Here is a 23064-nt window from a genome sequence, read left to right on the forward strand (position 1 = left end):
AGTGCTCAGACACTGGGATCCGTTTTCTTTTTTCTAGATTCCAGCGTCACGCGCTGGAATGACAGCAGTCCTATGTCATACCGCCGCGGTATCTCTAGATCCCGCTAACAAGTAGCGGGATGACGAATTGCTTAACCGTAATACCGCCACGAACCGTCATACCGCCGCGGTATCTCTAGATCCCGCTAACAAGCAGCGGGATGACAGCAATCCTACGTCATACCGTGATTTATTCACGGTATCTCTTAGCCGCTAACACGTAGCGGGATGACGGTTGTCGGTGAACCTAAATTACTTTAGCCATAAATGTTTGAGAAATTTACCAAACGAAAAAAAAGGCAAAAGGAACCCCATGGTTGGCTAATTATCTATATTAACTTTATAAATTGGCGTTTTTTACTCTCAACGCTCCAATTTAGCTACTTTTATAACAAAATTGTAAACGTTAAGAAATTTACTAAGCAGAAAAAAAGGCAAAAGAAACCCCGCGTTAGCTAGTTGTCACTCTCTAATCCTGCAAATTGGCGTACTATACTGTCTTAAACGACTTATAAGCGCGTTTCAGCTTGTGTAGGTAAAAACCTAGAAATGTTGTGAAGACATAAGGTGTACATAGTGCGAAAAATTAAAAATAAGACGCCAAGTACGTTGTTTTTTTGCTGTTTAATCTGCACAGATGAAGATAACTGAATACCTTCACTATCATGATAAGGGGGCTGGCGGAGTTTGTCAAGTAAGTTTTTTCGTTTCTAACGGTTGTTGCCAAAAACTATACAAGAAGTCTTTTAAGATCAATCACTTATCTTCAAAGCTTGAATAAAAGCATTCTGTGGAATATTTACGTTCCCTATAGAATGCAACCTTTTTTTACCCTTCTTTTGCTTTTCAAGCAGTTTCATTCTTCGTGTCACATCTCCACCATAGAGTTTAGCTGTTACATCTTTTCTATATGGATTAATCGTTTCTCTGGCAATAATTTTCCCGCCCACTTCCGCTTGAATCGCGATTTTATATTGCTGACGTGGTATTAGATCCTTCAAGCGTGCGCATATTTCACGCCCCCTTTTTTCTGCTCTGCTTTTGTGAGCGATACAAGCCAGTGCATCTACGGGCTCTCCATTAATTAAAAAGCTTAATTTATCTATTTGGCTTACCAGATAGCTGGAAATTTCCCAATCCAAACTTGCATACCCCTTGGAAATTGATTTTAATCGATCATAAAAGTCAAAAACAACTTCAGACAGTGGTAACTTATATCTTAACAATGCTGTTGTTGTGTTACCAATGTAAGATAAATCTTCCTGTTCTCCCCTCCTCTCTTCACATAATGATAGAATCTCACCTAAATATTGGTCAGGGACCATTATAGTTGCAGTAATCCACGGCTCTTCTACCATTTCAATCTTTGTTGGATCTGGCATGTCACTAGGATTATGAATGCTCAGAACTTCACCACCTTGCGTTGTAACCTTATATATAACACTCGGTGCAGTTGCTGTTAGATCTAAATCAAATTCTCTCTCGAGCCTTTCTTGAATAACTTCAAGATGCAACATTCCCAAAAAACCACAACGAAATCCATAGCCTAGCGCATTTGAAGTTTCTGCTTCAAAAGTAAAACTTGCATCATTCAAATGTAATTTTTCCAGTGCTTCTCTTAAATATTTAAAGTCGTCCGTTTTATTAGGAAAAATACTACAAAATACCACAGGGTGCACTTCTTTAAAACCAGGCAATGCCTTGCTGCACGGTCTTTTCTCTTCAGTAATAGTGTCTCCCACTCTACAGTCTGCAACTTCCTTCATTGAAGCAGTGATAAAACCAACTTCACCTGCTGAGAGTTCACCTGTCATTACTTTTTTAGGAGTAAAAATACCGATATTGTCCACTTGGTATGTAGAGTTATTAGACATCATAACAATCTTCATGCCCTTTTTTAGCACTCCATTTTTAATTCGTACTAAAATTACTACTCCCAAATAAGTGTCATACCAACTATCAACTAAAATTGCCTGTAGTGGAGCATTCACATCACCTTGAGGAGCTGGAAGTTTTGTCACTATAGCTTCTAATACATCCCTTATTCCAAGACCAGTCTTGGCTGATATTAAAACTGACTCACTTGCGTCAATGCCAATTACTTCCTCAACCTGGAGTTTTACCTTTTCTGGATCTGCAGCAGGGAGATCAACTTTATTGAGTACAACTATTATTTCATGATTGTTGTCAATAGCTTTATATACATTTGCAAGAGTCTGAGCTTCAACACCCTGGCTACTATCTACCACTAAAAGTGAACCTTCACATGCAGCTAAGCTTCGACTTACCTCATAAGAAAAATCAACGTGACCTGGGGTGTCCATGAGATTTAGGCAATATTGATTACCGTCGTTTGCCGTATAATTGAGTTTTACCGTCTGTGCTTTAATTGTAATGCCACGTTCACGCTCTATATCCATTGAATCGAGTATTTGATTGATCATTTCTCTTGCTTCAAGGCCGTTACATTTCTCTATTAAACGGTCAGCAAGCGTTGACTTACCGTGGTCTATATGCGCTATTATTGCAAAATTTCTTATGTTGTTCATTTATGGCCTACTATACTTAATTAGTAAAACTATTTTACATTTTAAGTGTTGTGAGGGCAATTATTTATTAAGAGACTATTTACTCCTTCAACATAGACGACACTTTTTTCGAGCAGGAAATCACTTTATTAACCATATAGTTTTCATGATTGTTATCTATTTTAGGCAACTCATACAGATAATTCACCATCATTCCAGCCGACTGACTAATACCCTTTTCAGAAGTATCTGCCATCCAGTTTAATTGTTTTATTGATGCGCCATTGCTTAAATGAAAATGTGCCACCGGATCATAAGCATTTCCATTACTATTATTCACTTTTAGTAAATAATATGTACACAGTTTAAGCATGCATTGTTTAGTTTCATTTGTACATTCAACGTTAGTTTTTAATTGCTCTGCACTTTCTAAAATTTCTGCACTAGATTGTTTTATATTTAGTTTGCCCAATAAAGTGACATCTTGGTTTAGATTGTTTTTTAGCCATTTCGTAAAGCCAGGTATTGGAGAAAGAGTTGCGTATGTTTTTATACTTTTAAACTCTTGCGATAGCTTTTCTACAACCCTTTTGATCAAAAAATTACCAAGGCTGATTCCAGATAACCCTGCTTGAGTATTTGATATTGAGTAGAATATAGCAGTGCTTGCACTACTTGGATCACTTGAAGGTACTGATTCATCTAAAAGGTGTTGAATGCTATCTGCAATCTTATTCACCAATGCAACCTCTACAAAAATTAGAGGTTCGTTTGGTATTTTGTAATGAAAGAAAGCAAAACAGAGACGATCAGAATCTAGTCTGTTTTTTAAGTCATCCCAAGAGGAAATTTTATGCACAGCTTCATATTTTATAAGTTTTTCTAGCAATGATGCAGGTGAATCCCAGGTGATTTGACGAAGATCGAGTAGATCAACATCAACCCAAGTATAGAGTATATTTTTTAATTCATTCTCTAGTGGATTCAAGCTTCTATATTGGTTCTTTAGCTTAAGCACATCAGAACGCATATCAACAATAAACTTGAGGCCTTCTGGTAGAGAAATAAATTGCTTCAATATTTTAGAACGCGGTGATTCAAGAATTTTTATTAAATCCTGTTCAAATTTATAGTTTAACTCGGGATCTTGATTTTCCTTGTACTCTTTTATTTTCTCATCTATTTCTTCTTTATGTAGACTAAATTTTTCTGCCAGGGTTTGCAGAAATTTTATTTTACCTTTCTCTGATAAGCTTAAGTACAAATTACCAAGAGATACAGCATTCTTACGTGCTGAAACCTCCCCTCCCTTTGGATTTAAGCACTCGTTCATCTTCAAGACTAAACTATCGATATCGCGACTGTTGCTTAAATCAGGACCGATGTTACCAATCCACGATCTTACAGCATCTGCCACTTCACCTAGTATTTTAAAAAAGCTTCTTACCGCTTTTTTGTCTTCAACTTTCACTATATCAGTTTTTACCAATGATTCTTTTGTCATAGATTTCCTTTATTATACATGGCTAATGCAAGTCAGGTTTCCCTACGTCATACCGCCGCGGTATCTCTAGATCCCGCTAACAAGCAGCGTGATGACGAATTTGTCGTTTGTCAAATCGTCGGTAAACCCAAGTTATTTTAGCTACATATAGCTTAAGTTAAAGGAAAATTTTAGCTACATAGCAGGCACTATTACTGAATTATTAATAATTCAGTAATACAATAGACTTCTTGCACTACCTCCCAAGCCACAACTGTCATTCAGTAGAAACAAAAAACTTACTTGACAAACTCCGCCAGCCCCCTTATTATGATAATAATGGTATTCATGACTCAAAACTTGTTTTTGACCTGCAGGCTCAATGACAAAATTCAGTAAAAAACTTAGGGTATTTTTTGGCGGATTAGATAAAATTATAGCGGCTGCATGTCTTTTAAATTTTTTCTACATTCAGCCAAATCGCGCTTATTTTAAGCGTTAGCACATTATTACAGCGCCACTTACAGTAATATAGAGTCAAAACTCGCTACTCGGGGCTTCTTTTGCCTTTTTTTCGTTTGGTAAATTTCTTAATATTTGTAGCTGAACGACAACCGTCATCCCTGTAAAGGTCAAGTATCCCGCTACGTGTTAGCGGATGAGATACCGCGAATGAATCGCGGTATGACGGTTCGTGGCGGAATGAAGGTTCGCGGCGGAATGACGGTTAAGCAATTCGTCATCCCGCTACGTGTTAGCGGATGAGATACCGCGAATGAATCGCGGTATGACGGTCTGCGGCGGAATGACGGTTCGCGGCGGTATGACGGTTAAGCAATTCGTCATCCCGCTGCTTGTTAGCGGGATCTATGCTAAGAGATACCGCGAATGAATCGCGGTATGACGGTTCGTGGCGGTATGACGGTTAAGCAATTCGTCATCCCGCTGCTTGTTAGCGGGATCTAGAGATACCGCGGCGGTATGACGTAGGACTGCTGTCATTCAAGTAGCTGACACTGGAATGACACGTCATAAAGGAACCAGTGTCAGCTACTTGGATGATACCTTTTTTCTACTTAGTTTGGGTTATGCAAGAAGTCTATTTACTTCTTAACTTGACGCACATGATGTCTTGCAGCATCATCTACTGCTTCTAAATAAACCATCGCCAAACATATACCACTGTGTACTTCTATAGATAACTTATTGCCTAAACTTCGATTAAAGCAAGAATTCTTTCCTGGAAAAGCAAGGTTGCTAAGATGCAGTTCCCATTTTAATCCTTTGGTTGATATTTGAGCTCTCGGTATACCAAGTAAAGATATTTTAGTATCTTTCGGCAAAGAAAAATGGGTAATACTTTTTTGTAGGATGTAACCTACCATGGGAGGTGAAGGTGTGTAAAAGATACTGCCCGTACTTAGAAAAATGTTAATATTCTGTAGTATGTGATCAATTGCTCCTCCAGTAATACCCGTTACTATTGATGGCAATAACTTTACTGTTTTTAAGTGAGCCATTGCTTTAGAAAAGTCGCAATAATCTTGATCAGGTAGATATATCGTATTCAAATTAGCACGTAAATCCGGATTTACGCTATCCAAATCTCCTACTACAAGATCAGGTTTTACGCCAATTGATAGAAGCTTGTTTGCTCCTCCATCTACAGCAATAATAGGTATATCTCGTTTAAAAAACGATGAGCTCGGTATTTCTCCATTTAGCACTACAATAGAACGATATTGTTGTTGTGTACTGCAGTGCAGCACATGATCATGGTGCAGGTTTTGCATCGTAGTAACATTTTTGAATAATTGATATTATGCTAATCACTAATCCAGCAATATTGCTAAGCACCACAAAAATTGAGCTCTGGTAAAGACCATAGCCAATCCAAGACAATGAACAAATAAGATAGTTTACTAACATTAGCATCGATACATCACGAGTAACTTTAGTGATATATGCTTTATATACTTGAGGTGATAATCCAATTAGAGATGCAATTAACGCAATGAAGCCGAAGCATTCTTCAATATTTATATACATACATTTTCCTACGCTTGCTTTAACAATATCAGGTTCAAAGGGTTGTACTTTATGTACTCTCAGCTTTTCTAGAGCACCCCTAATGCGTGTAATTTATAACATCATTTAGTCTATTAATCAAGAAATTAATAGTGACTTGCATTCATGAAACCCAATCGGCTTCTATGCTAATTATTATCCAAACTAATCGTCGGTTGTGCATCTTGCTCAGAGATTAGGGCAACCAACAAATTATTTATCAATTGAACCTTTTGCTTGCCATCTAATTGTAAGCTTTTGTTTTTTTCAAAATGAGCTATTACTTCCTCGACAATTCCTATTGCATTTTGCACTATATGCCTTCTTGCCGAAGTGATAGCATGTGCTTGTTGACGCCTTAACATTGCTTGTGCAATCTCGGACGAATACGCCAAATGCGATATTCTTGCTTCTGTAATCTCAATTCCTGCAATATCTAATCTTTGTTGTAACATTGACCGCAATTCATCTGAAATTTTATCAGAATTTTTACGTAAAGATTCCTCATCGCTTTCGCTATCATACGGATAATTGCTTGCTAATTCTCTTATTACTGAGTCACTTTGTACAAAAACAAATTCGTGATAGTTGTTAACATTATAATACGCCTTTGCAGGGCTGTTTACTCTCCAAACAATTACTGCAGAAATCTCTATTGGACTTCCATTTGCATCATTCACTTTTATTTTTTCTGTGTTGATATTTTGAAATTTTAGGGAAACTATATATTTGCTTGAAAAGGGAAGCGTTACACATATTCCAGACTTAAAATAAGTTCCAATATAATGACCAAAAAACTCTATCACTCTTGCTTCATTAGGGTCATTAATAAAAAATCCTTGAAGAAAAGTCAAAATTGAAACAGCAGCAACTCCAAGCGCAATTGTGCTGTCATATGCAAAAAAAAGCAGCGATAAAATTAATCCTAGCGCTATTAGTACAGGAAAAAACCGGAGTTGACTTAAATTTCTATCGTTTATCGTATTCTTATCCATATTGTCTTTAAACTTCTTTTTCACTTGAACCCTCTCTGTTGATCGTTTTATTTATCTTATTTACAAATAGTTTAAACTCTCTTAATTCATGATCAGGCAATTTTACTTCAGTTTTATGCGCTATCGTAAGCGGATCGACGTGTTTGCCGTTATATATAACTTCGTAATGTAAATGGGGTCCTGTTGCAACACCAGTGCTACCAACATAGGCGATTACCTGCCCCTGCTTTACTTTAGAGCCTAACTTTATATCGCCACTAAATCTACTTATATGCGCATAACAGGTTGAATATTCATTTTTGTGTTTTATTTTGATGTAATTTCCATAGCCACCATTCTTTCCTATATATTCTACCACACCCTCTGCAGCAGCGTATATGGGAGTGCCAAGCTTAGCTGCATAATCCACTCCTTTGTGAAAAGCAATTTTACCGCGAACAGGATGCTTTCTATTGCCAAATTTTGAGGATATGCGATAATCTCCATTTAAAGGATTTGCAAAAATTTCGCCATTTTTTAAGCTTATTCCTTCTTTATTAAAATACCTTTCTTTGCCGTCTTGCGATTTATAATGATATAAACTAATAGCTTTCTTGTTTATTGTCAGTGAAGCATATAAAATCTTTTCTTCAGTCTTCTGATTACTGATCGATCTCTCAAAAAGAACCTCCAATTTACTCTTCGGCACAATGTCTTTTTTAAAATCAACACCAAAATCTTTATATATGTTGATCAATTTTACCACTGTATTTGGCGCCAACCCTTCCGTGTCAAAAAAAGAGGATTTTATGTCACTAGATATGAATAACAACTTTCCATCACTTTCTGTCGTCAAAGTAGCTTTTTTTTTTCTGATTCCATGCTGGAATGGCTGTGCAAGATCTGTTGATGTTTCAGTAGCATATGCTGGTAAAATATAAAGCAGTATAAATATAATCAGCTTCATCATTTAAACAGCATCAACAAAAGTAAAATTACCTTCAACATACTGTACATCATCATTATCTTCTAATTCTTCAACCAATGTGGATAATTTATCGATCAACTCTTTATCGCTAATTTCAACTAGATCCTTTGGTTGCCACGAAAGACGAGCAAGTTCTGGTTCTCCGAATTTTGCATAAAAGGCATCGCGTACTTTACCAAAATCTTTTATTTCACAAGTTATAACGTGTAATCCTTCTTTGTCATTTTCCTCAACATTCAATACTTCTAACTCGATCCCATAATTAAATAAATCATCAAAATTCACACCCTCTGCTTTATAGACGATTAAGCCTACATGATCGAAAAGGTAACTAACACTTCCTGTTTCTCCCAAGTTTCCACCCTTGCGAGAAAATATATAACGTACCTCAGAAGCAGTACGGTTGCGGTTATTAGTCAAGGCATGGACAATAAGTGCAGTGCCAGAAGGCCCATGACCTTCATATTGGATTTCCTCATAATTTTCTCCAGCAACGTTACCAGTTGCATTTTTTATTGCTGTTTCTATTTTATCTTTTGGTAGATTTTCCTTGCGTGCAGCAAATATAGCAGAGCGAAGGCGCGGGTTGAGTTCGGGATCGGGTAGCCCTTGCTTTGCAGCAACTGTTATTTCTCTAATCAGCTTCGTAAATTTTTGAGAGCGCTTTGCATCCTGAGTGCCTTTCCGATGTTTTATATTTGAAAATTGTGAATGACCAGCCATATTCAAATAGTTAAAAACCTAATTATATATCAAAGCATAGAAAAAACTAAAGCAAATTTTCAAGCCTCCGGCTTGGCATCTTGCAGGTTTTCTGCTAATAACATACTTTCATACTGCTCAGCTTCTAAGTCAAGGCCAAGAGCTGAATGGGCTGCTATTAAATAGTTAATAGACTTAGAAAAATATTTAGAATCCTTATAGCTTGCTATATTCTGGAAACGCTTAATTGCTGCTAAATATTCACCACGCCTCAGGTAAAATTTACCGATAGAATACTCTTTTATTGATATATGTTCTGTGATTAATTTTGCTTTTTCCTTGATTTCATCTATATATTCGCTGTCTGGGAAAAGGTTAATGTACTCTGTAGCCAGCTCTAAAGTTTTATATGCAGTTTGCTGTCCAAGTTGCACTTTATTAATTTGCATGTAACAAGATAATACTCTTAAGTAGTATACATATGGTAAATCTTCACCATTTGAATAAACATATATATAATCATCCATATCACTTGCAGCACTGCTATAGTTACCCATGTTATAATGAGACACACCAGATAATAATTTTGCTTTCCTTGCCCAATAAGAGAAAGGGTACAAATCTTCTATCTTTTGAAATGCCCTAATAGCTTGTTTATATTTTTTCTGGTCAAAAAGTTCAACTGCTTCCTCATATAGTTCAGCTTCAGTTTTTTCAAGATCATCCGCATACGATTGTGTAAAGGAGCAAATTAGGAAAATAAAGCACGTGATTAAAGTCTTATGCATAAGATTTTTTTCGATCAAAATAAAGTATAGACCTAAATATTACTTAAATAAATAAATTTCTTAGGCAATAGCCGGCCCTTCCTCTTTATAACTACGGTCAGAACTACCTGCATTCCTCGATTTACCTTGTCCTTCCACTTTTGGATCTTTCAGCGTTTTGCTGTAGGAATGTGTAGTTAATATCTGTACAACCATAAAAAGTGCAATACCTATCAAGCCTAAAGTAGGCCCAACAGAAGGATTTAAGGACGATGCTAATGCCATTAACATTATCCTTCTTATTAAAAATATAGAAGAACCAGCAAGCGCCAATCCGGCTACAGACATATTGCTAGTTTTCTTGCTAGATTTTTCATCAAGATTAGATTTTTCTGTTTCCTTTTTCTTATTTTTTTCATGCTCATCAATATAAGAAACAAGAGTTACAAGAAAAGCAATTGCATTGGCAAGAAATAAAATTGCATCCTCTGCTGCTTCAAGTGAAGATGTTTCACCCATTATCATACCTACAATAATCAGTGCAGTTGTTATAGCCTCAATATAGATCAAACACTGACCTATATCAGAAATATTGTGCTCTTTTTCCTTTACTTCCTCTCCATTTTCAATATTCTCCAACTCTCGTTCTTTTTGTGCTATTTTCCTATTATTGTAAATTAAATATAGCGTACAAATAAGAGATAGGACCATAGAAGGTAATATAGTGTGGCTTAGCGCGCCACTTATCACGCCAAGTAATACCTGATCGCTACATATTTTTTCCAGTTCAATAGCCATAAATAATGCAAATGGAACCATTGTTACCAATGATACACATTGTCTATATAGCTCTCTTTTTTTTAGTGTTAATAGCTCTTGTTCTAGCTTCTTCTTTTTTTCTGCTTCTCCTACTTTTAGCATTAATAACTCCTGTTCGAGTTTCTTCTTTTTTTCTGCTTCTTCTTTTAGTGTTAATGACTCTTGTTCTGACCTTTCTTTTTTGACTTCCTTATCAACTGTCAGCCAAAAATCCCCAAAAAAATCTTCAGGAGAAAACGTAGTCTTAAAGTTATCAGTCATATAAACCCTATTAACTAATATATTATACAGGATTTTAACTATTCAGTCAATATTATGAAAGTATTAACCACTTTTGTATATTAACTGTTTCTCAAGAAATTCAGTCAACCTGTTTGATGCCGGCTAGGATATAATTATAGCCTGACCACATAGTTATAATAGCTGCAACCCATAAACAAATTGCACCTATATATTGAGTTGTGTCGTAATCGTTCATTATTAGCGCTACTACAGCAACCATCTGCAAAAATGTTTTAATTTTGCCAGCTTTGCTTACAGGTAGACTAACATTTATAGCTATAAGGAACTCCCGTAAACCCGAAACTAATATTTCCCTACAGATGATGATAATCGATGGTACTATTGTAAAATCATTTATCTTCTGCTTATAAACTAGCATAATTATCGTTGAAACCACTATTAATTTATCAGCAATTGGATCAAATAGCTTGCCAAACTTTGATTGGACTTTCCACGCACGCGCCAAGTAACCATCAAAAAAATCCGTAATGCACGCAAACACAAAGATTGATATTGTTATTAGGCCTGCATATTTATTTTCTATATAAAAACTTAATATTATTGCTGGTATTGCAAGTGCACGAGAAATTGTAAGCAAATTAGGCACGTTTTTCTTAAGCATGTAATATCATCTTACGTAATAGGTAAACTTATACAGAAGTACAACAGAGTTCACAAGCTAATAGTTTACAATTGAACATTTATAAAAACTCCATATACTTAAAAATTACAAGCTTAAAATATAAGAATGAACGATGATTTAGATAATACCACAAAACAAGAGGCACTTAAGTATCACAGTAGAGGTGGTAACCCTGGTAAAATTTCAATCATGCCAACAAGACCTTTATCTACCCAGTATGATTTGTCACTTGCTTATTCTCCTGGCGTTGCAGCTCCGTGCCTTGAAATAGCTAAAAATCCTGAGGTTGTTTATGATTATACGGCAAAAAGCAACTTTGTAGCTGTCATTTCAAATGGCACTGCAGTGCTTGGGCTTGGTAATATCGGTCCTCTTGCTGCAAAACCTGTCATGGAAGGCAAAGCTGTTTTATTTAAGCGTTTTGCTGATATTGATGCAGTTGATATAGAAGTTGGTACAGAAAATATAGAAGATTTCATCAATGCAGTAAGGTACCTTGGGCCAAGTTGGGGGGGGATAAATTTAGAGGATATAAGATCTCCCGATTGTTTTATAATAGAGAAACGTCTGAATGAACTGATGGATATTCCAGTGTTCCATGATGACCAGCATGGAACTGCAGTGGTTGTTGCCGCTGGTATAGAAAATGCTCTTGATATTGTCGGAAAGAAATTAGAGGACGTTAAGATCATTATGAATGGTGCTGGAGCAGCCGGTATTGCATGTTTAGAAATACTAAAGTCCATGGGCGCTAAAAATATAGTGCTGTGTGATAAGCAAGGAGTAATATACAAAGGTAGAAACGAGGACATGAATGAGTGGAAGGAAAAATATGCAATTGATACTTCCGAACGTTCTCTACTTGATACAATAAAAGGCGCTGATGTATTCATCGGATTATCTGCAAAAGATGTGTTAAATGAAGAGATGTTAAAGAGTATGGGCAAAGACCCGATTATTTTCGCTCTCGCCAACCCCGATCCAGAAGTAAGGCCTGAGTTTGCAAAATCTGTGAGGCCAGATGCAATAATCGCAACTGGCAGGTCAGATTACAACAATCAAGTCAACAACGTAATGGGATTTCCTTATATATTCAGAGGAGCGCTTGATGTACATGCAACAACAATAAATGATGAGATGAAAATTGCAGCTGCAGATGCAATAGCAAAGCTTGCCCGTGAGCAAGTGTCTGACGAGATATCTGCAGCCTATGGCGGTCGTAAAATGAGCTATGGACGTGAATATATAATACCTACTCCATTTGACCCAAGATTAATTTCTATAGTATCTCCTGCTGTTGCAAAAGCCGCAGTTGATTCAGGTATTGCAAGAAAGGCAATACAAGATTGGAGTAAATATGAAAATCAATTGAAATCTCGCCTTGCTAGTGCACTTAACACGCTGAATCTACTGTCTTCACAATATTAGTAACCATATAATCAATAATTCAATTGCACCCAGTCGTTTTAGATTTATAATGAAAGTATTGTAATTTAAAGCAAATCAATGACTATTGCAATTCACGAATTAGAAAGGATCATCAAACAATCGTTCCCCGACGCTGATATAAAGGTTCATGACCTTGCTGGAGATGATGATCATTATCATTTAAAAATAACCTCCAAGCGTTTTCTTGGAAAGACAAAAATAGAACAGCATAAAATGGTATATAAAGCTCTGGAAGGTCAGTCTATACACGCCTTGCAACTGGAAACTAATACTTAAAAATAAGGTGAATTTATGAGCAGTTTTGAACAAATAAAAAAAGATATAGCGGAAAATGATGTGGTGTTGTACATGAAAGGCACTTCTGATTTTCCTCAATGCGGATTCTCTGGACTCGTCGTGTCAATCCTAAAAAAATTGAACGTGAAGTTTAAGTATATTAACGTGTTGGAGAATGATGAAATACGTGAATCTATAAAAAAGTTTTCTGATTGGCCAACAATTCCACAATTATATATAAAGGAAGAGTTTATCGGTGGTTGCGACATCACTCGCGAGATGTACGAAAAAGGCGAACTGCAAAATTTATTGAAGGAAAAAAAAATTATTGCGGAATAAGTACCAAGAAACCAGTTCCCAGACGCTGGGATTGGTATAACGTAGTATAAGCTATGAAAAAGGATCTTATGTCTTAAACCTTATCACCAGGCTTAACAAATAGGTGGCCCAATACTATTAACTTTATGGGTTTACCTTCGTTATTTGCTACTATCCAAACCCCATCGCTCTCATGATCAACAATTTCTATTGGTACAAATATTACATAATTATTGTCATCAACAATCTTTATTCCAAGAGCACCCTCGTCACTTAAGCTCAGGGCTGAAGAAGGAACTTTATATGCAAATCTTTCGCCTGAAGGTAGTCTTACGTTGGCAGTTAGTCCCTGCAAGGATATCATTTTATTATTAATTACCTTTACCTCTACCCTATAAGACCCAGTTTTAGGCTCAGCAATTTTACTAATAAAACTTACTTCACCTGCCAATTCTTTTCCGTCCAGTAAACTAATTTGAGCTGTGCTGCCTAGCTCTATTTTATTTACTTCATTTTCCGAAACGTATAACACCACAAGAATTTGATCGAAATCAACCACGTCAGCTATTTTTTGCCCAGCATTAACAAAATCCCCTTCGTTTGCATTGATTTTATCAATATAACCATCTATAGGAGATTTGACTGCAGTATTTTCTAAATCCAATTCTAGCCTTTTTAGGTCAGCTTTTGCACTTTGTAACGCAGTAAAAGCTGCTTCTACTTGTATTTGTGCTCCATAGCCTGTTTTATTCAGTTTGTGAGAGGAATCATACTCAATTTCACGCTGCTTTAATAAAGCTTTGGCTTTCTGAGCTTGCTCAATCCTGTCATAATCTTCTATCTTTAACACTACATCATCTCTTTTTACCTTTTCACCATCAGGTAAATAAATAGCAATAATCTTACCACTTATTTTTGAGACAAGGCTAGCTCTATGTAAGGGATTTACTGTACCAGAAAAATTTAAATATATAGTGCGGTTTTGCGGCGCACATTCTTGAGTTTTTACTGAAAAGCTACTAGTTGCATTATCACTATGAACCGCCTGATCTTTTTTTAAAAATGCACTGCTGATAAAAAACAGTAGAATAAAAGCAATACTAGAAATGATGATTACTTTATTTCTCATCTTTAAACAATAGAATTTGTTGACTAATTTTGTTAGAAACAACTGCATAAATTTTCGAATCAAAAATGTAAGTATAATACATGCACCATTGTCACTCCATAAATAGTTTTATATGAGAACAAACACAAGATTTTCCTACAATAAGTAAGTTTTTTATTGCTAAGAGGCAGTATAAATTCCGTTAAAAAGCAGCAGAATGACAAACAACCTAAAAATAATTAACTGTAGCAGCCTACTTTTCAATAAACTCCATTTGCATTTCTTGTATATTACTTTCTATTTGCTCTATTTGTTCTATCAACCTTTCCTCTAAGTCAAGATTACCGCTCAGCCTCGCTTCGGTTCTTTCTTTTCGTAACGCATTTAATTCTTTTAGTAACACTATATTATTCCACACAATTTCTGCAGATTTTCTCTCGTTCAGTTGGCTATTTAGTACACTAGTTTTTTCAAATACATACTTTATAACGTCAAACTGTTTCAATTCTTGTAACAAAGCCTCTTTACCAAGTTTGCTTTTGTTACTTATTACATCAATTACACGCTGTTGTAATCTTTTCATCTCATTAGTAAATTCAAAATGAGAAAATTGCTCAAAAAATATAGGACGGTTCAAGATTTCAGGAAATTCTACGGCTATACGCAAAATTATGGCCTGATTTTGCTCTGCCTCAATTAGCTCTGGAGATTTGTTATGAAGATACTCACCTTTTGTTGCTCTAGTTTTACTATTAAAAATCTGTTTTTTGAAGCTACTTCTTAGTTCACTAGCCTTATTGTAAAAATAATCTCTATAATACCTTCTAATACTGCTGTTGCTAATAGTATTTACATATTCCATGAACTTGTGCTCAAGAATTGAATATTTTTCCGGAGCAAGTTTTTCATAATTTTGAAAGTTGCTATCGATTATGTGACGCCATAAATATTCAGAATGCAGTTTTGTTGAATGGTCAAGAGCAGTCAACACGTCTTCTTTCTTGTATGCCAGTTCGTTACATATATCGTATGGATCTTTATTACTCGGCAAAGTCACAAACTTTAACGTGTATCCAGGCTCTAATATTGGCAGAGCAAGTTCTGCAACTCGGGTAGCAGCATGACGTCCAGCATTATCGCCATCCATACAGATGGAGATTTCTTTAGCAAATCTCCATAGATTTTTTATCTGTTCTGCAGAAATTGCGGTACCAAGTGGAGCAACTGCATTACTAATTCCCGCTTGATGTAGCGCTATAGTGTCCATATATCCTTCAACAACAAATATGTGCTGTTTTTTACGTATTTCGCTTAAAGCAAAGTTTAATCCGTATAAATTCTCCCTCTTCTTGAAGAGCTGACTCTCTGGGCTATTTAAATATTTTGGCTGTTGCTCAGAACTCAGCGCACGTCCGCCAAAACCAATAACTCTTCCTGCAATGTTGTATATAGGAAATATCAGCCGTTCATAAAAATAATCATGAAAATTTTTGTTTACTAATCCAATATCAATTAAAATTTTGTCTTCAATACCTGAAGAGTTTAAATACTCTTTCAAACCAGAGCTTGGTGCATAACCTATCTTAAATTTATCTATGATTTCAGGTAAAATCTTGCGCTGCTTTAAATAATCTACAATGCCCTGATTTTTTTGTGCAAACCAATTTGCAGCTAAATCAAGCGCTAAAAATAGTTTATTGTCCCCTTTTGTAATACTAAGACTTTTGGGCAGTTCAACACCTGTAACCGATGCTAATCTTTCCAATACTTCTTTAAAGCTTAATCCTTCAGTTTGTGAAATAAATTCAAATGCATCACCACTAGCTAAGCAACCAAAACAGTAATATAATCCTTTAGTATTGCTCACCGAAAAAGATGGGGTTTTTTCGTTATGAAATGGACAGAGCCCAACAAAACTATCTCCTCTTTTTATTAGCCTGACTTTTTTACCTACTATGTCAGATAATAATAATTTTGATTTTATAATATCTATGTGATCCATCTTATTGAATTAGTAGTAGGATAAAAATTATATGGAATTTATACACATCTGACTCGAAATTTATTTCAAGCTTTAGGACTCCGAAAGATCAGGAGTATTAAAACGGCTTGACAGAAAGATCAAAATAAATTACCCATATAAATATCCTTAAGTTATGCAAGATCAACTTTTTATATGTCAGATATAATATCAATTGCCTCAGATCATGCTGGTTATGAATTAAAATCAGAAATAAAATCCTACCTGGAAACCCTGGGTTACACAGCGGTAGATCAAGGCTGCACTTCTAAGCAAAAGTGTGTAGATTACCCAGACTATGCTGTTAAAGTTGTAGAAGATATAACAAGCAAAAAAGCAAATTATGGGATATTAATTTGTGGTACAGGTTTGGGCATGAGTACTGTGGCAAATCGTTTTGAAGGAATCTACGCTGCTTTATGCAATAGTGTTGAGATCGCAAAATTAGCTCGCGAGCATGGCAACGCAAATGTACTGTGTCTTGGTGCAGGATTTACTGCGAGTGGATTAGCAAAAGACATAGTCAAACAATTCCTCGAAACAGAATTTTCAAAAGAAAGCAGACATAAAAAACGCCTTGATAAACTCAGCAATATAACCTCTAAGAAAAAAAAAACAAAAACTTATAACGAAGATGAAATATCAAAATTCGCTAAAATGGCAGGTGAATGGTGGGATGAGAATGGTAAATTTAAGCCATTGCACATGATGAATCCTATTAGAGTATCTTACATTATTGAGAAAATAAAAGAGTTAAAAAAATGCGATTTAAAAGAATTATCATTGCTTGATGTTGGATGCGGTGGTGGCATTTTATTAGAATCAATGGCACGCGTTGGCATTAATGTTGTGGGAATAGATGTATGTGAAGAAAACATCAAAGTGGCACAGTCACATGCGAAAAAAGTAGGGCTTAATGTAGAATATATGCACACCAGCATTGAAGAGCTAAGCAATGACAAGAAGTACGACGTGGTTCTGCTGATGGAAGTAGTCGAGCATGTAGATAATTTAGAATTCTTTATGAGAAGAGCAATAGAATTGCTGAAACCAGAAGGGCTAATCTTTATATCCACAATAAATAGAACTATCAAATCCTTCTGTCTTGCAATAGTCGGCGCAGAGTACATATTAAATTGGCTGCCTAAGGGTACGCATAATTGGAATAAATTTCTCAAGCCGTCAGAAATTGCAAATCACTTAAGAGAAAATAATGTAACGCTGCAAAACATGGCTGGCATGGAGTACAACGTAATAAAGCGTGAGTGGAATTTAACTAAAGGTGTGGATATTAATTATATACTTTGTGGTTTGATGAGTGGTTAGATTTAACTCTATAAAAGCACCATTTTCACTACCAATACTTTGAAGGATCTAGACCAGCTTTCTTACATTTGCCCTTACTAGTGAGCACCCAGCCATTAGGACAACATCCTTGAACCCCGTTTCTCGAAGGGCCACAACGATCACGACCTATGTATTCATATCCAGGAGCAGCAACACACTTTCCATTATTGAATGTTTGTCTCTTATCAAGACAACAAACTTCTTTTTCTGTTACCTTTGTTACAATTTGAGGAGCACCAAAAAACACAGCAACAAACATACCCAGTGCGAAAAGTGCAGGCCAAGGCATTCTACCAAATATTGCAAGCAAGCTTGAACCAATGATTACCACTGTAATCATTGGTCCACCTATTCCATGAACGTAACCTATTACATTACATCTGTTGCTCCATCAGCGTGTGCATCAAATGCATAGGAGAAAATTAAAACTACAAATAGAATTACAAGAAAATTTCCCATTGTTCTTTCAATAATCATACCTGATTGTTTCTTATTTTAATAAAATTTCAGTAAATAGCTTTTTTCAAAAATTATGCTTAACCCAATCAATATTTATTTATTACTGCCTTTTTAATACTATAATTAACTCAGTTGATTTTTATCAAAATGCTAAACCATGGATCGATTTGAGAGTTTTTACATCACCACGCCAATATATTACGTAAACGATAAGCCGCATATCGGTCATGCATACACTTCTCTCTTGTGTGACGTGGTGGCAAGGTTCATGAAACTAGCTGGGAAAAATGTCAAATTTACCACCGGTACAGATGAACATGGACAAAAAATAGAAAAAGCAGCTAAAGCAAAGGAAATGCGGCCAAAAGAATTTACAGATGAAGTGAGTGTTTCATTTAAAGAATTAGCTAAGTTCATGAATTTTGAGTATGACAATTTTATTCGCACTACGGAGGAACGTCATGAAAAAGCAGTGGTAGCTTTATGGAATAGGCTTGAAGAGAGAGGACAAATATATTTGGATTCCTATTCGGGTTGGTATTCAGTGCGTGATGAAGCATTTTATCAGGAATCAGAGCTGATAGATGGCAAAGCACCAACAGGTGCTGAGGTTGAATGGGTAAAAGAAGAGAGCTACTTTTTTCGTTTGTCGAATTGGCAGGATAAATTACTAGAACTATATGAAAATCAGCCAAATTTTATCTTTCCTGAGAGCAGAAAAAATGAAGTGGTATCGTTTGTAAGATCAGGGCTCATTGACCTCTCAATCTCTCGCACTAGTTTTAACTGGGGAATAAAAGTACCAGGTAATGACAAACACGTAATCTATGTCTGGATAGATGCATTAACCAATTATCTCACGTCAATAGGTTTCCCTAGCACTGAAGGTGAAGAATATAAGAGATTTTGGGCAGAATCCAAAACGCAGATTCCAGTGTCAAGCACTGCAAACCTAGCTGACAACTCTTTCAACGTTCATGTAATCGGCAAAGACATATTGCGCTTTCATGCTGTGTATTGGCCAGCGATTCTCCTTGCAGCAGATTTGCCACTGCCAAAACAAATTGCAGTTCATGGTTGGTGGCTAAACGAAGGAGAAAAAATATCCAAGTCTCTTGGTAATGTCATAGATCCAATTGGCCTCGCTCAAGAGTTTGGTGTTGACCAACTACGCTATTTTCTCCTTCGAGAAGCAAGTTTTGGCCAGGATGGCAACTTTAGTAAGAAAAACATGATCAGCCGCATAAACTCAGAACTTGCAAACAATATAGGCAATTTAGTACAAAGAACAATTTCATTTTTACACAAGCAATGTTCTGGAATTGTACCAACAATCGATCAAAGCCTACTTAAAGGTGAAGAAAGTCTTCCAGGTTGCAAAGCTATACTCGATCAGGTGATGAATCACCTATCAAAGTATGAGTTTAACCAGATTATACTTCTAATTATCAACATCTCTTCTGAAGCCAATGCTTATATAGACAAAAGTGCACCCTGGACATTAAGCAAAACTGATAGAGAACGCATGAATTTAGTAATCTACAAATTACTGGAATATATCAGGATAATTGGCATTTTATTGCAGCCAATCGTTCCCAAATCAGCGGAAATGATACTTAATCAATTGCAAATTCCAAAAGAGCAACGTGATTTAAAATCTCTGTGCAACGCATGCGTAAGTTCAGGCATTACACTACCTAAACCTACGCCGGTTTTTTTGAGGGTTGATGCTAAAGAGGAGATACCGTCTTGTTAGTCAACAAAAAAATTATAAAAATTTCCCAAGTTGCATCATAAAATCAAAAAATACTTCCAATTGTGTAACAGTACACAGATTATAGTTAGTGGATATGTTGATAAGTAAATTAGTTTTATACGCACAAAACAGATGAAGTTTACTTATCAACATATCCACTAACCAACAACATTCAATAAATTTGTGTAAGATACCACTTTACATAAGATAGATAGGAAGCATTTTTGATTTTAAAGTACTAAACCTTCAGTCAACCTCCTAGCCCTGTAGTTTTTGATATGGTTAGGATCAAAAGCACTTTTGGATGTCAGAATACCGAAAATGATATGGAGTAGCTTACGCATTGCAGCACCAACGATGGCCATATTATGCTTACCCTTTTCCTTTAATCTTTGGCAAAAGCTCATAATGATAGGATTGTGATTCTTAGCTACTATGGCAGGAAAGAAAAGTGCCTTACGTAATGTTTGTGAACCGGATTTACTTAATCTGGGTTTGGCATATACAGAGGAACCTGACGTCATATTTCGTGGTATAACTCCTGTATATGCTGCCAATTGCCTGGCATCTCTAAAAACCTCTATATCAGAAACTTCAGCTAAAATAGCTATTGCTGATTCTTCTCCTATGCCTGGAATAGTCAATAGAAGTTGAAAATTTTCCAACAATTCTTTGTGTTGATTTAATAGTTCACGTACGGAGTTTTTTATTGTTTCTATTTTTTGAGCTATATTCATTGCAAGGTCTTCCCAAGCATTTGCAACTTCTTTAGGCAGTCTCTCTTTTTTTTCTAAGTGGTTATTTACTAATGTTAACTCATCTTTTAACGCAACTGAGCAACGATAAAGATGTTTTAATTTTTTCATTTCAGGAGAAGGTGGTGTCCAACTAGAAGGTTCCTGTCTTTGGCAATAATCAGCAATAACTTCTGCATCGGTCTGATCATTCTTTTGTCGTATCAGCTTACTCCTTGCATAAGATTTTATGCAATAAGGATTTACAACACTTACAAAATGTCCAGCATTGTGTAGAAATTCAGCCAGTGCTTCGCTATAACAACCAGTAGATTCCATGCAGGTTTTTACTTTTTCTACATTATGTTTGTGTAGAAAATTCAGTAGACTTTGAAACCCATGATCATCGTTCTTAAAGCTTCTTTTTCTAATTTCACGCTTTCCTTTTTTGCTTATAAATGAGAGAAAAACATCAAAGCGATCTTTTGATATATCTATGCCCAAAAAGTTGTTGATCATATATAACCCCATACGTTACCATTAAAAATGAAAAGTAAGGCTAGTCTTGTGAATACAGAATTAGAACCATTCAGGTCTTTCTACGATACCGTCCAGCCTATACTTTTGAGAAGGGAATTCTTATCTCCTCTACAGATTTTATATCTAAGAAGAAGCACAGAGTTCCTCCCTTCTCCACCTAATGCTTAAGCTTAAAACATTAGATGCTTTTGACAAGATACAAGAAGGGGCTACTCGGATAACAAGAAAGAGGCTACTCGGATGACACCCTGACAACCGTCATCCCGCTGCTTGTTAGCGGGATCTATGTTAAGAGATACCGCGAATGAATCGCGGTATGACGTAGGACTGCTGTCATCCCAGTGCCCAGACACTGGGATCCAGTTTTCCATATAATCTCATCGAAAATGTTGTAACCACTTTCTATGCTAGTTTGCTTGCTTACAAGCAAACTTTTCTGGATCCCAGTGGGCTTTGTTGCATCGCTCAAGTGAAAAGAACTGGCAGTTACTGACAAAATTCATTATAAATAGCCATTTAACTGTTGAAGAAAAAATATGCCACAAAAAATGAGAGTCAGTAACTGCCATGAATATAACAAATTTCTCCAAGAAAGAGGAAGCATTTTTTGTTATATCAATGACGCCATAGAAAATTGGTACGAGAATTGTCCAAAAATGCAGGGCGGCAACTATATTTATAGTGATAAAGTTGTGATTTTGGTGCATATAATCGTCAGTTTCTTTAGAATTGGTTTAAGACAAACAGTCGGGTTTATAAAAGGGTATTTGCAACAAATAGGAAGAGATTTGGCAGTTATCAGCTATTCACAAGCATCAAAAGAAACTTAATATTAAGATAAATGATTGCAGAATTGATAAAAATAATATGGAAGATATCGAAATTGCTATAGACAGTACAGGAATTAGTATATACAACAACACACAGCAAGGAAAATAGCACTGACAGAAAATATCGTGGCTATGAGCAAACGAGAAAATTGCACGTAATGTTGAATATAAACAACAAAAAAGCCATAGCTGTAAAATACAGTAACGGTGTCTACTCTGATCACTATGGAGCTTGTGATTTGCTAAAAGAAGTTGATTTTCAGCATGCCATAAAAGTACTATATGCAGATAGGGCATGTGATAGGCACAAGTTTTATAAGTTGTGTAACGAATATGATATAAAGACAAAAATTCCACCAATAAACAATGCGGCAGAACATCCAGAAATAGATTATATGTCTGACAGGAATGCTGCTATTAGGTTAATAAAATTATACGGTGAAGATGGCATGAAAGAATGGAAAAAAGAAGTAAATTATGGGAAAAGATCTTATATTGAAGGGTTTTTCTCAAGATTAAAGCAAATATTCGGATTTAGTTTTAGGAATAAATCTGAGATAAATCGAGAAAAAGAACTGCTAATCAAATGCTATTTGCTTAATAAATTCACTGATATTGGTATGGCTAAATTTGAGATAGTTACATGAATTTACCATAAATCACCATCTCATAAAGTGTGATGCAACAAAGCCATCCCAGTGTCGGGGCACTGGGATGACACCATTCTTTTTCCTGGATCCAAGTAGTCAGGGCACTGGGATGACAAAAAAGGGGCTACTCGGATGACAAAAAAAGGATGCTACTGGAATGACAGGAGAATGGGCTACTTGGATCCTAGAGGAAAGCGTTCGTGCAATTATTGTGCATGAATTTAAATGGCACAACTTATGACAATTATCTTCGCACCAAAACGTTTGTGAGACTCAGTGGTTAGA

19 protein-coding genes, 2 pseudogenes and 1 riboswitch are annotated in these 23064 nt (G+C 35.9%); of the genes and pseudogenes, 6 read left to right on the forward strand and 15 right to left on the reverse strand.

The window, feature by feature from the left end; translation table 11 throughout:
* Nucleotides 1-791 precede the first annotated feature (791 nt).
* The 10 genes from lepA to pgsA form a co-directional block, all read right to left on the reverse strand.
* Complete coding sequence (gene lepA / locus OOK84_RS06250) at nucleotides 792-2588, reverse strand: translation elongation factor 4 (protein WP_264731656.1); 1797 nt, start codon at nucleotides 2586-2588, stop codon at nucleotides 792-794.
* A 79-nt stretch (nucleotides 2589-2667) separates the two neighbouring features.
* Complete coding sequence (locus tag OOK84_RS06255; protein ID WP_264731657.1) at nucleotides 2668-4071, reverse strand: malonyl-CoA decarboxylase; 1404 nt, start codon at nucleotides 4069-4071, stop codon at nucleotides 2668-2670.
* Nucleotides 4072-5153: 1082 nt separating this feature from the next.
* Nucleotides 5154-5843, reverse strand: a complete 690-nt coding sequence (locus OOK84_RS06260) for a thiamine diphosphokinase (RefSeq protein ID WP_264731659.1) — start codon at nucleotides 5841-5843, stop codon at nucleotides 5154-5156.
* The gene (locus OOK84_RS06265; protein WP_006280002.1) at nucleotides 5824-6099 is read right to left on the reverse strand and encodes a SemiSWEET family sugar transporter; all 276 of its coding nucleotides are present in this window, start codon (nucleotides 6097-6099) and stop codon (nucleotides 5824-5826) included. The genes OOK84_RS06260 and OOK84_RS06265 overlap by 20 nt, the downstream gene beginning before the upstream one ends.
* Nucleotides 6088-6190: riboswitch (TPP riboswitch) on the reverse strand. Its footprint overlaps the gene before it by 12 nt.
* A 76-nt stretch (nucleotides 6191-6266) precedes the next feature.
* A complete protein-coding gene (locus tag OOK84_RS06270) occupies nucleotides 6267-7112 on the reverse strand; it encodes an SPFH domain-containing protein (protein ID WP_264688468.1) in 846 nt (281 codons plus the stop codon).
* Between the two features lie 7 nt (nucleotides 7113-7119).
* A complete protein-coding gene (locus tag OOK84_RS06275; RefSeq protein WP_264732595.1) occupies nucleotides 7120-8058 on the reverse strand; it encodes a M23 family metallopeptidase in 939 nt (312 codons plus the stop codon).
* A gap of 3 nt (nucleotides 8059-8061) precedes the next feature.
* On the reverse strand, nucleotides 8062-8802 hold the full coding sequence (locus OOK84_RS06280; RefSeq protein WP_264732597.1) for a YebC/PmpR family DNA-binding transcriptional regulator: 741 nt from the start codon (nucleotides 8800-8802) through the stop codon (nucleotides 8062-8064).
* Between the two features lie 59 nt (nucleotides 8803-8861).
* On the reverse strand, nucleotides 8862-9569 hold the full coding sequence (locus tag OOK84_RS06285; RefSeq protein ID WP_264731661.1) for an outer membrane protein assembly factor BamD: 708 nt from the start codon (nucleotides 9567-9569) through the stop codon (nucleotides 8862-8864).
* A gap of 60 nt (nucleotides 9570-9629) precedes the next feature.
* Nucleotides 9630-10628 carry a hypothetical protein gene (locus OOK84_RS06290; protein ID WP_264731663.1) on the reverse strand — a complete coding sequence of 333 codons (999 nt, stop codon included), beginning with the start codon at nucleotides 10626-10628 and terminating at the stop codon, nucleotides 9630-9632.
* 100 nt (nucleotides 10629-10728) lie between these two features.
* On the reverse strand, nucleotides 10729-11271 hold the full coding sequence (gene pgsA, locus OOK84_RS06295) for a CDP-diacylglycerol--glycerol-3-phosphate 3-phosphatidyltransferase (RefSeq protein WP_253309177.1): 543 nt from the start codon (nucleotides 11269-11271) through the stop codon (nucleotides 10729-10731).
* 126 nt (nucleotides 11272-11397) lie between these two features.
* On the opposite strand from pgsA, the gene OOK84_RS06300 reads away from it, so the two are divergent.
* From OOK84_RS06300 to grxD, 3 genes are all read left to right on the forward strand, one after another.
* Nucleotides 11398-12720 carry a malic enzyme-like NAD(P)-binding protein gene (locus OOK84_RS06300; RefSeq protein WP_264731666.1) on the forward strand — a complete coding sequence of 441 codons (1323 nt, stop codon included), beginning with the start codon at nucleotides 11398-11400 and terminating at the stop codon, nucleotides 12718-12720.
* A gap of 78 nt (nucleotides 12721-12798) precedes the next feature.
* Entirely contained in the window at nucleotides 12799-13017 is a 219-nt protein-coding gene (locus OOK84_RS06305; RefSeq protein ID WP_096641415.1) for a BolA/IbaG family iron-sulfur metabolism protein, read from the forward strand.
* 15 nt (nucleotides 13018-13032) lie between these two features.
* Complete coding sequence (gene grxD, locus OOK84_RS06310) at nucleotides 13033-13356, forward strand: Grx4 family monothiol glutaredoxin (protein WP_164224629.1); 324 nt, start codon at nucleotides 13033-13035, stop codon at nucleotides 13354-13356.
* 73 nt (nucleotides 13357-13429) lie between these two features.
* Here grxD and OOK84_RS06315 read toward each other — a convergent pair whose 3' ends face one another.
* Both OOK84_RS06315 and dnaG read right to left on the reverse strand, forming a co-directional pair.
* Nucleotides 13430-14512 carry an efflux RND transporter periplasmic adaptor subunit gene (locus OOK84_RS06315; RefSeq protein ID WP_264731670.1) on the reverse strand — a complete coding sequence of 361 codons (1083 nt, stop codon included), beginning with the start codon at nucleotides 14510-14512 and terminating at the stop codon, nucleotides 13430-13432.
* 184 nt (nucleotides 14513-14696) lie between these two features.
* The gene (gene dnaG, locus OOK84_RS06320) at nucleotides 14697-16445 is read right to left on the reverse strand and encodes a DNA primase (protein ID WP_264731672.1); all 1749 of its coding nucleotides are present in this window, start codon (nucleotides 16443-16445) and stop codon (nucleotides 14697-14699) included.
* A 174-nt stretch (nucleotides 16446-16619) separates the two neighbouring features.
* Here dnaG and ubiG point away from each other — a divergent pair, with 174 nt between their 5' ends.
* Complete coding sequence (ubiG, locus tag OOK84_RS06325) at nucleotides 16620-17789, forward strand: bifunctional 2-polyprenyl-6-hydroxyphenol methylase/3-demethylubiquinol 3-O-methyltransferase UbiG (RefSeq protein ID WP_264731674.1); 1170 nt, start codon at nucleotides 16620-16622, stop codon at nucleotides 17787-17789.
* Between the two features lie 205 nt (nucleotides 17790-17994).
* Here ubiG and OOK84_RS06330 read toward each other — a convergent pair.
* Nucleotides 17995-18269, reverse strand: a pseudogene (locus OOK84_RS06330) (TrbC/VirB2 family protein); the annotation flags it as partial.
* Between the two features lie 157 nt (nucleotides 18270-18426).
* Here OOK84_RS06330 and metG point away from each other — a divergent pair.
* Nucleotides 18427-20025 carry a methionine--tRNA ligase gene (gene metG, locus OOK84_RS06335; protein ID WP_264731676.1) on the forward strand — a complete coding sequence of 533 codons (1599 nt, stop codon included), beginning with the start codon at nucleotides 18427-18429 and terminating at the stop codon, nucleotides 20023-20025.
* A gap of 230 nt (nucleotides 20026-20255) precedes the next feature.
* Here the strand turns inward: metG and OOK84_RS06340 are convergent, their stop codons facing one another.
* Entirely contained in the window at nucleotides 20256-21278 is a 1023-nt protein-coding gene (locus tag OOK84_RS06340; protein WP_264731025.1) for an IS110 family RNA-guided transposase, read from the reverse strand.
* Nucleotides 21279-21582: 304 nt separating this feature from the next.
* Nucleotides 21583-21795 carry a hypothetical protein gene (locus tag OOK84_RS06345; RefSeq protein ID WP_264731678.1) on the reverse strand — a complete coding sequence of 71 codons (213 nt, stop codon included), beginning with the start codon at nucleotides 21793-21795 and terminating at the stop codon, nucleotides 21583-21585.
* Nucleotides 21796-21835: 40 nt separating this feature from the next.
* Between OOK84_RS06345 and OOK84_RS06885 the strand changes: the two are divergent.
* Nucleotides 21836-22776 (forward strand): annotated as a pseudogene (locus OOK84_RS06885) (IS5 family transposase).
* The last annotated feature ends 288 nt before the right edge of the window (nucleotides 22777-23064 follow it).

Origin of the sequence: Wolbachia endosymbiont (group A) of Sphaerophoria taeniata (genome assembly GCF_947250735.1) — a bacterium.
Taxonomy (GTDB): Bacteria; Pseudomonadota; Alphaproteobacteria; order Rickettsiales; family Anaplasmataceae; genus Wolbachia.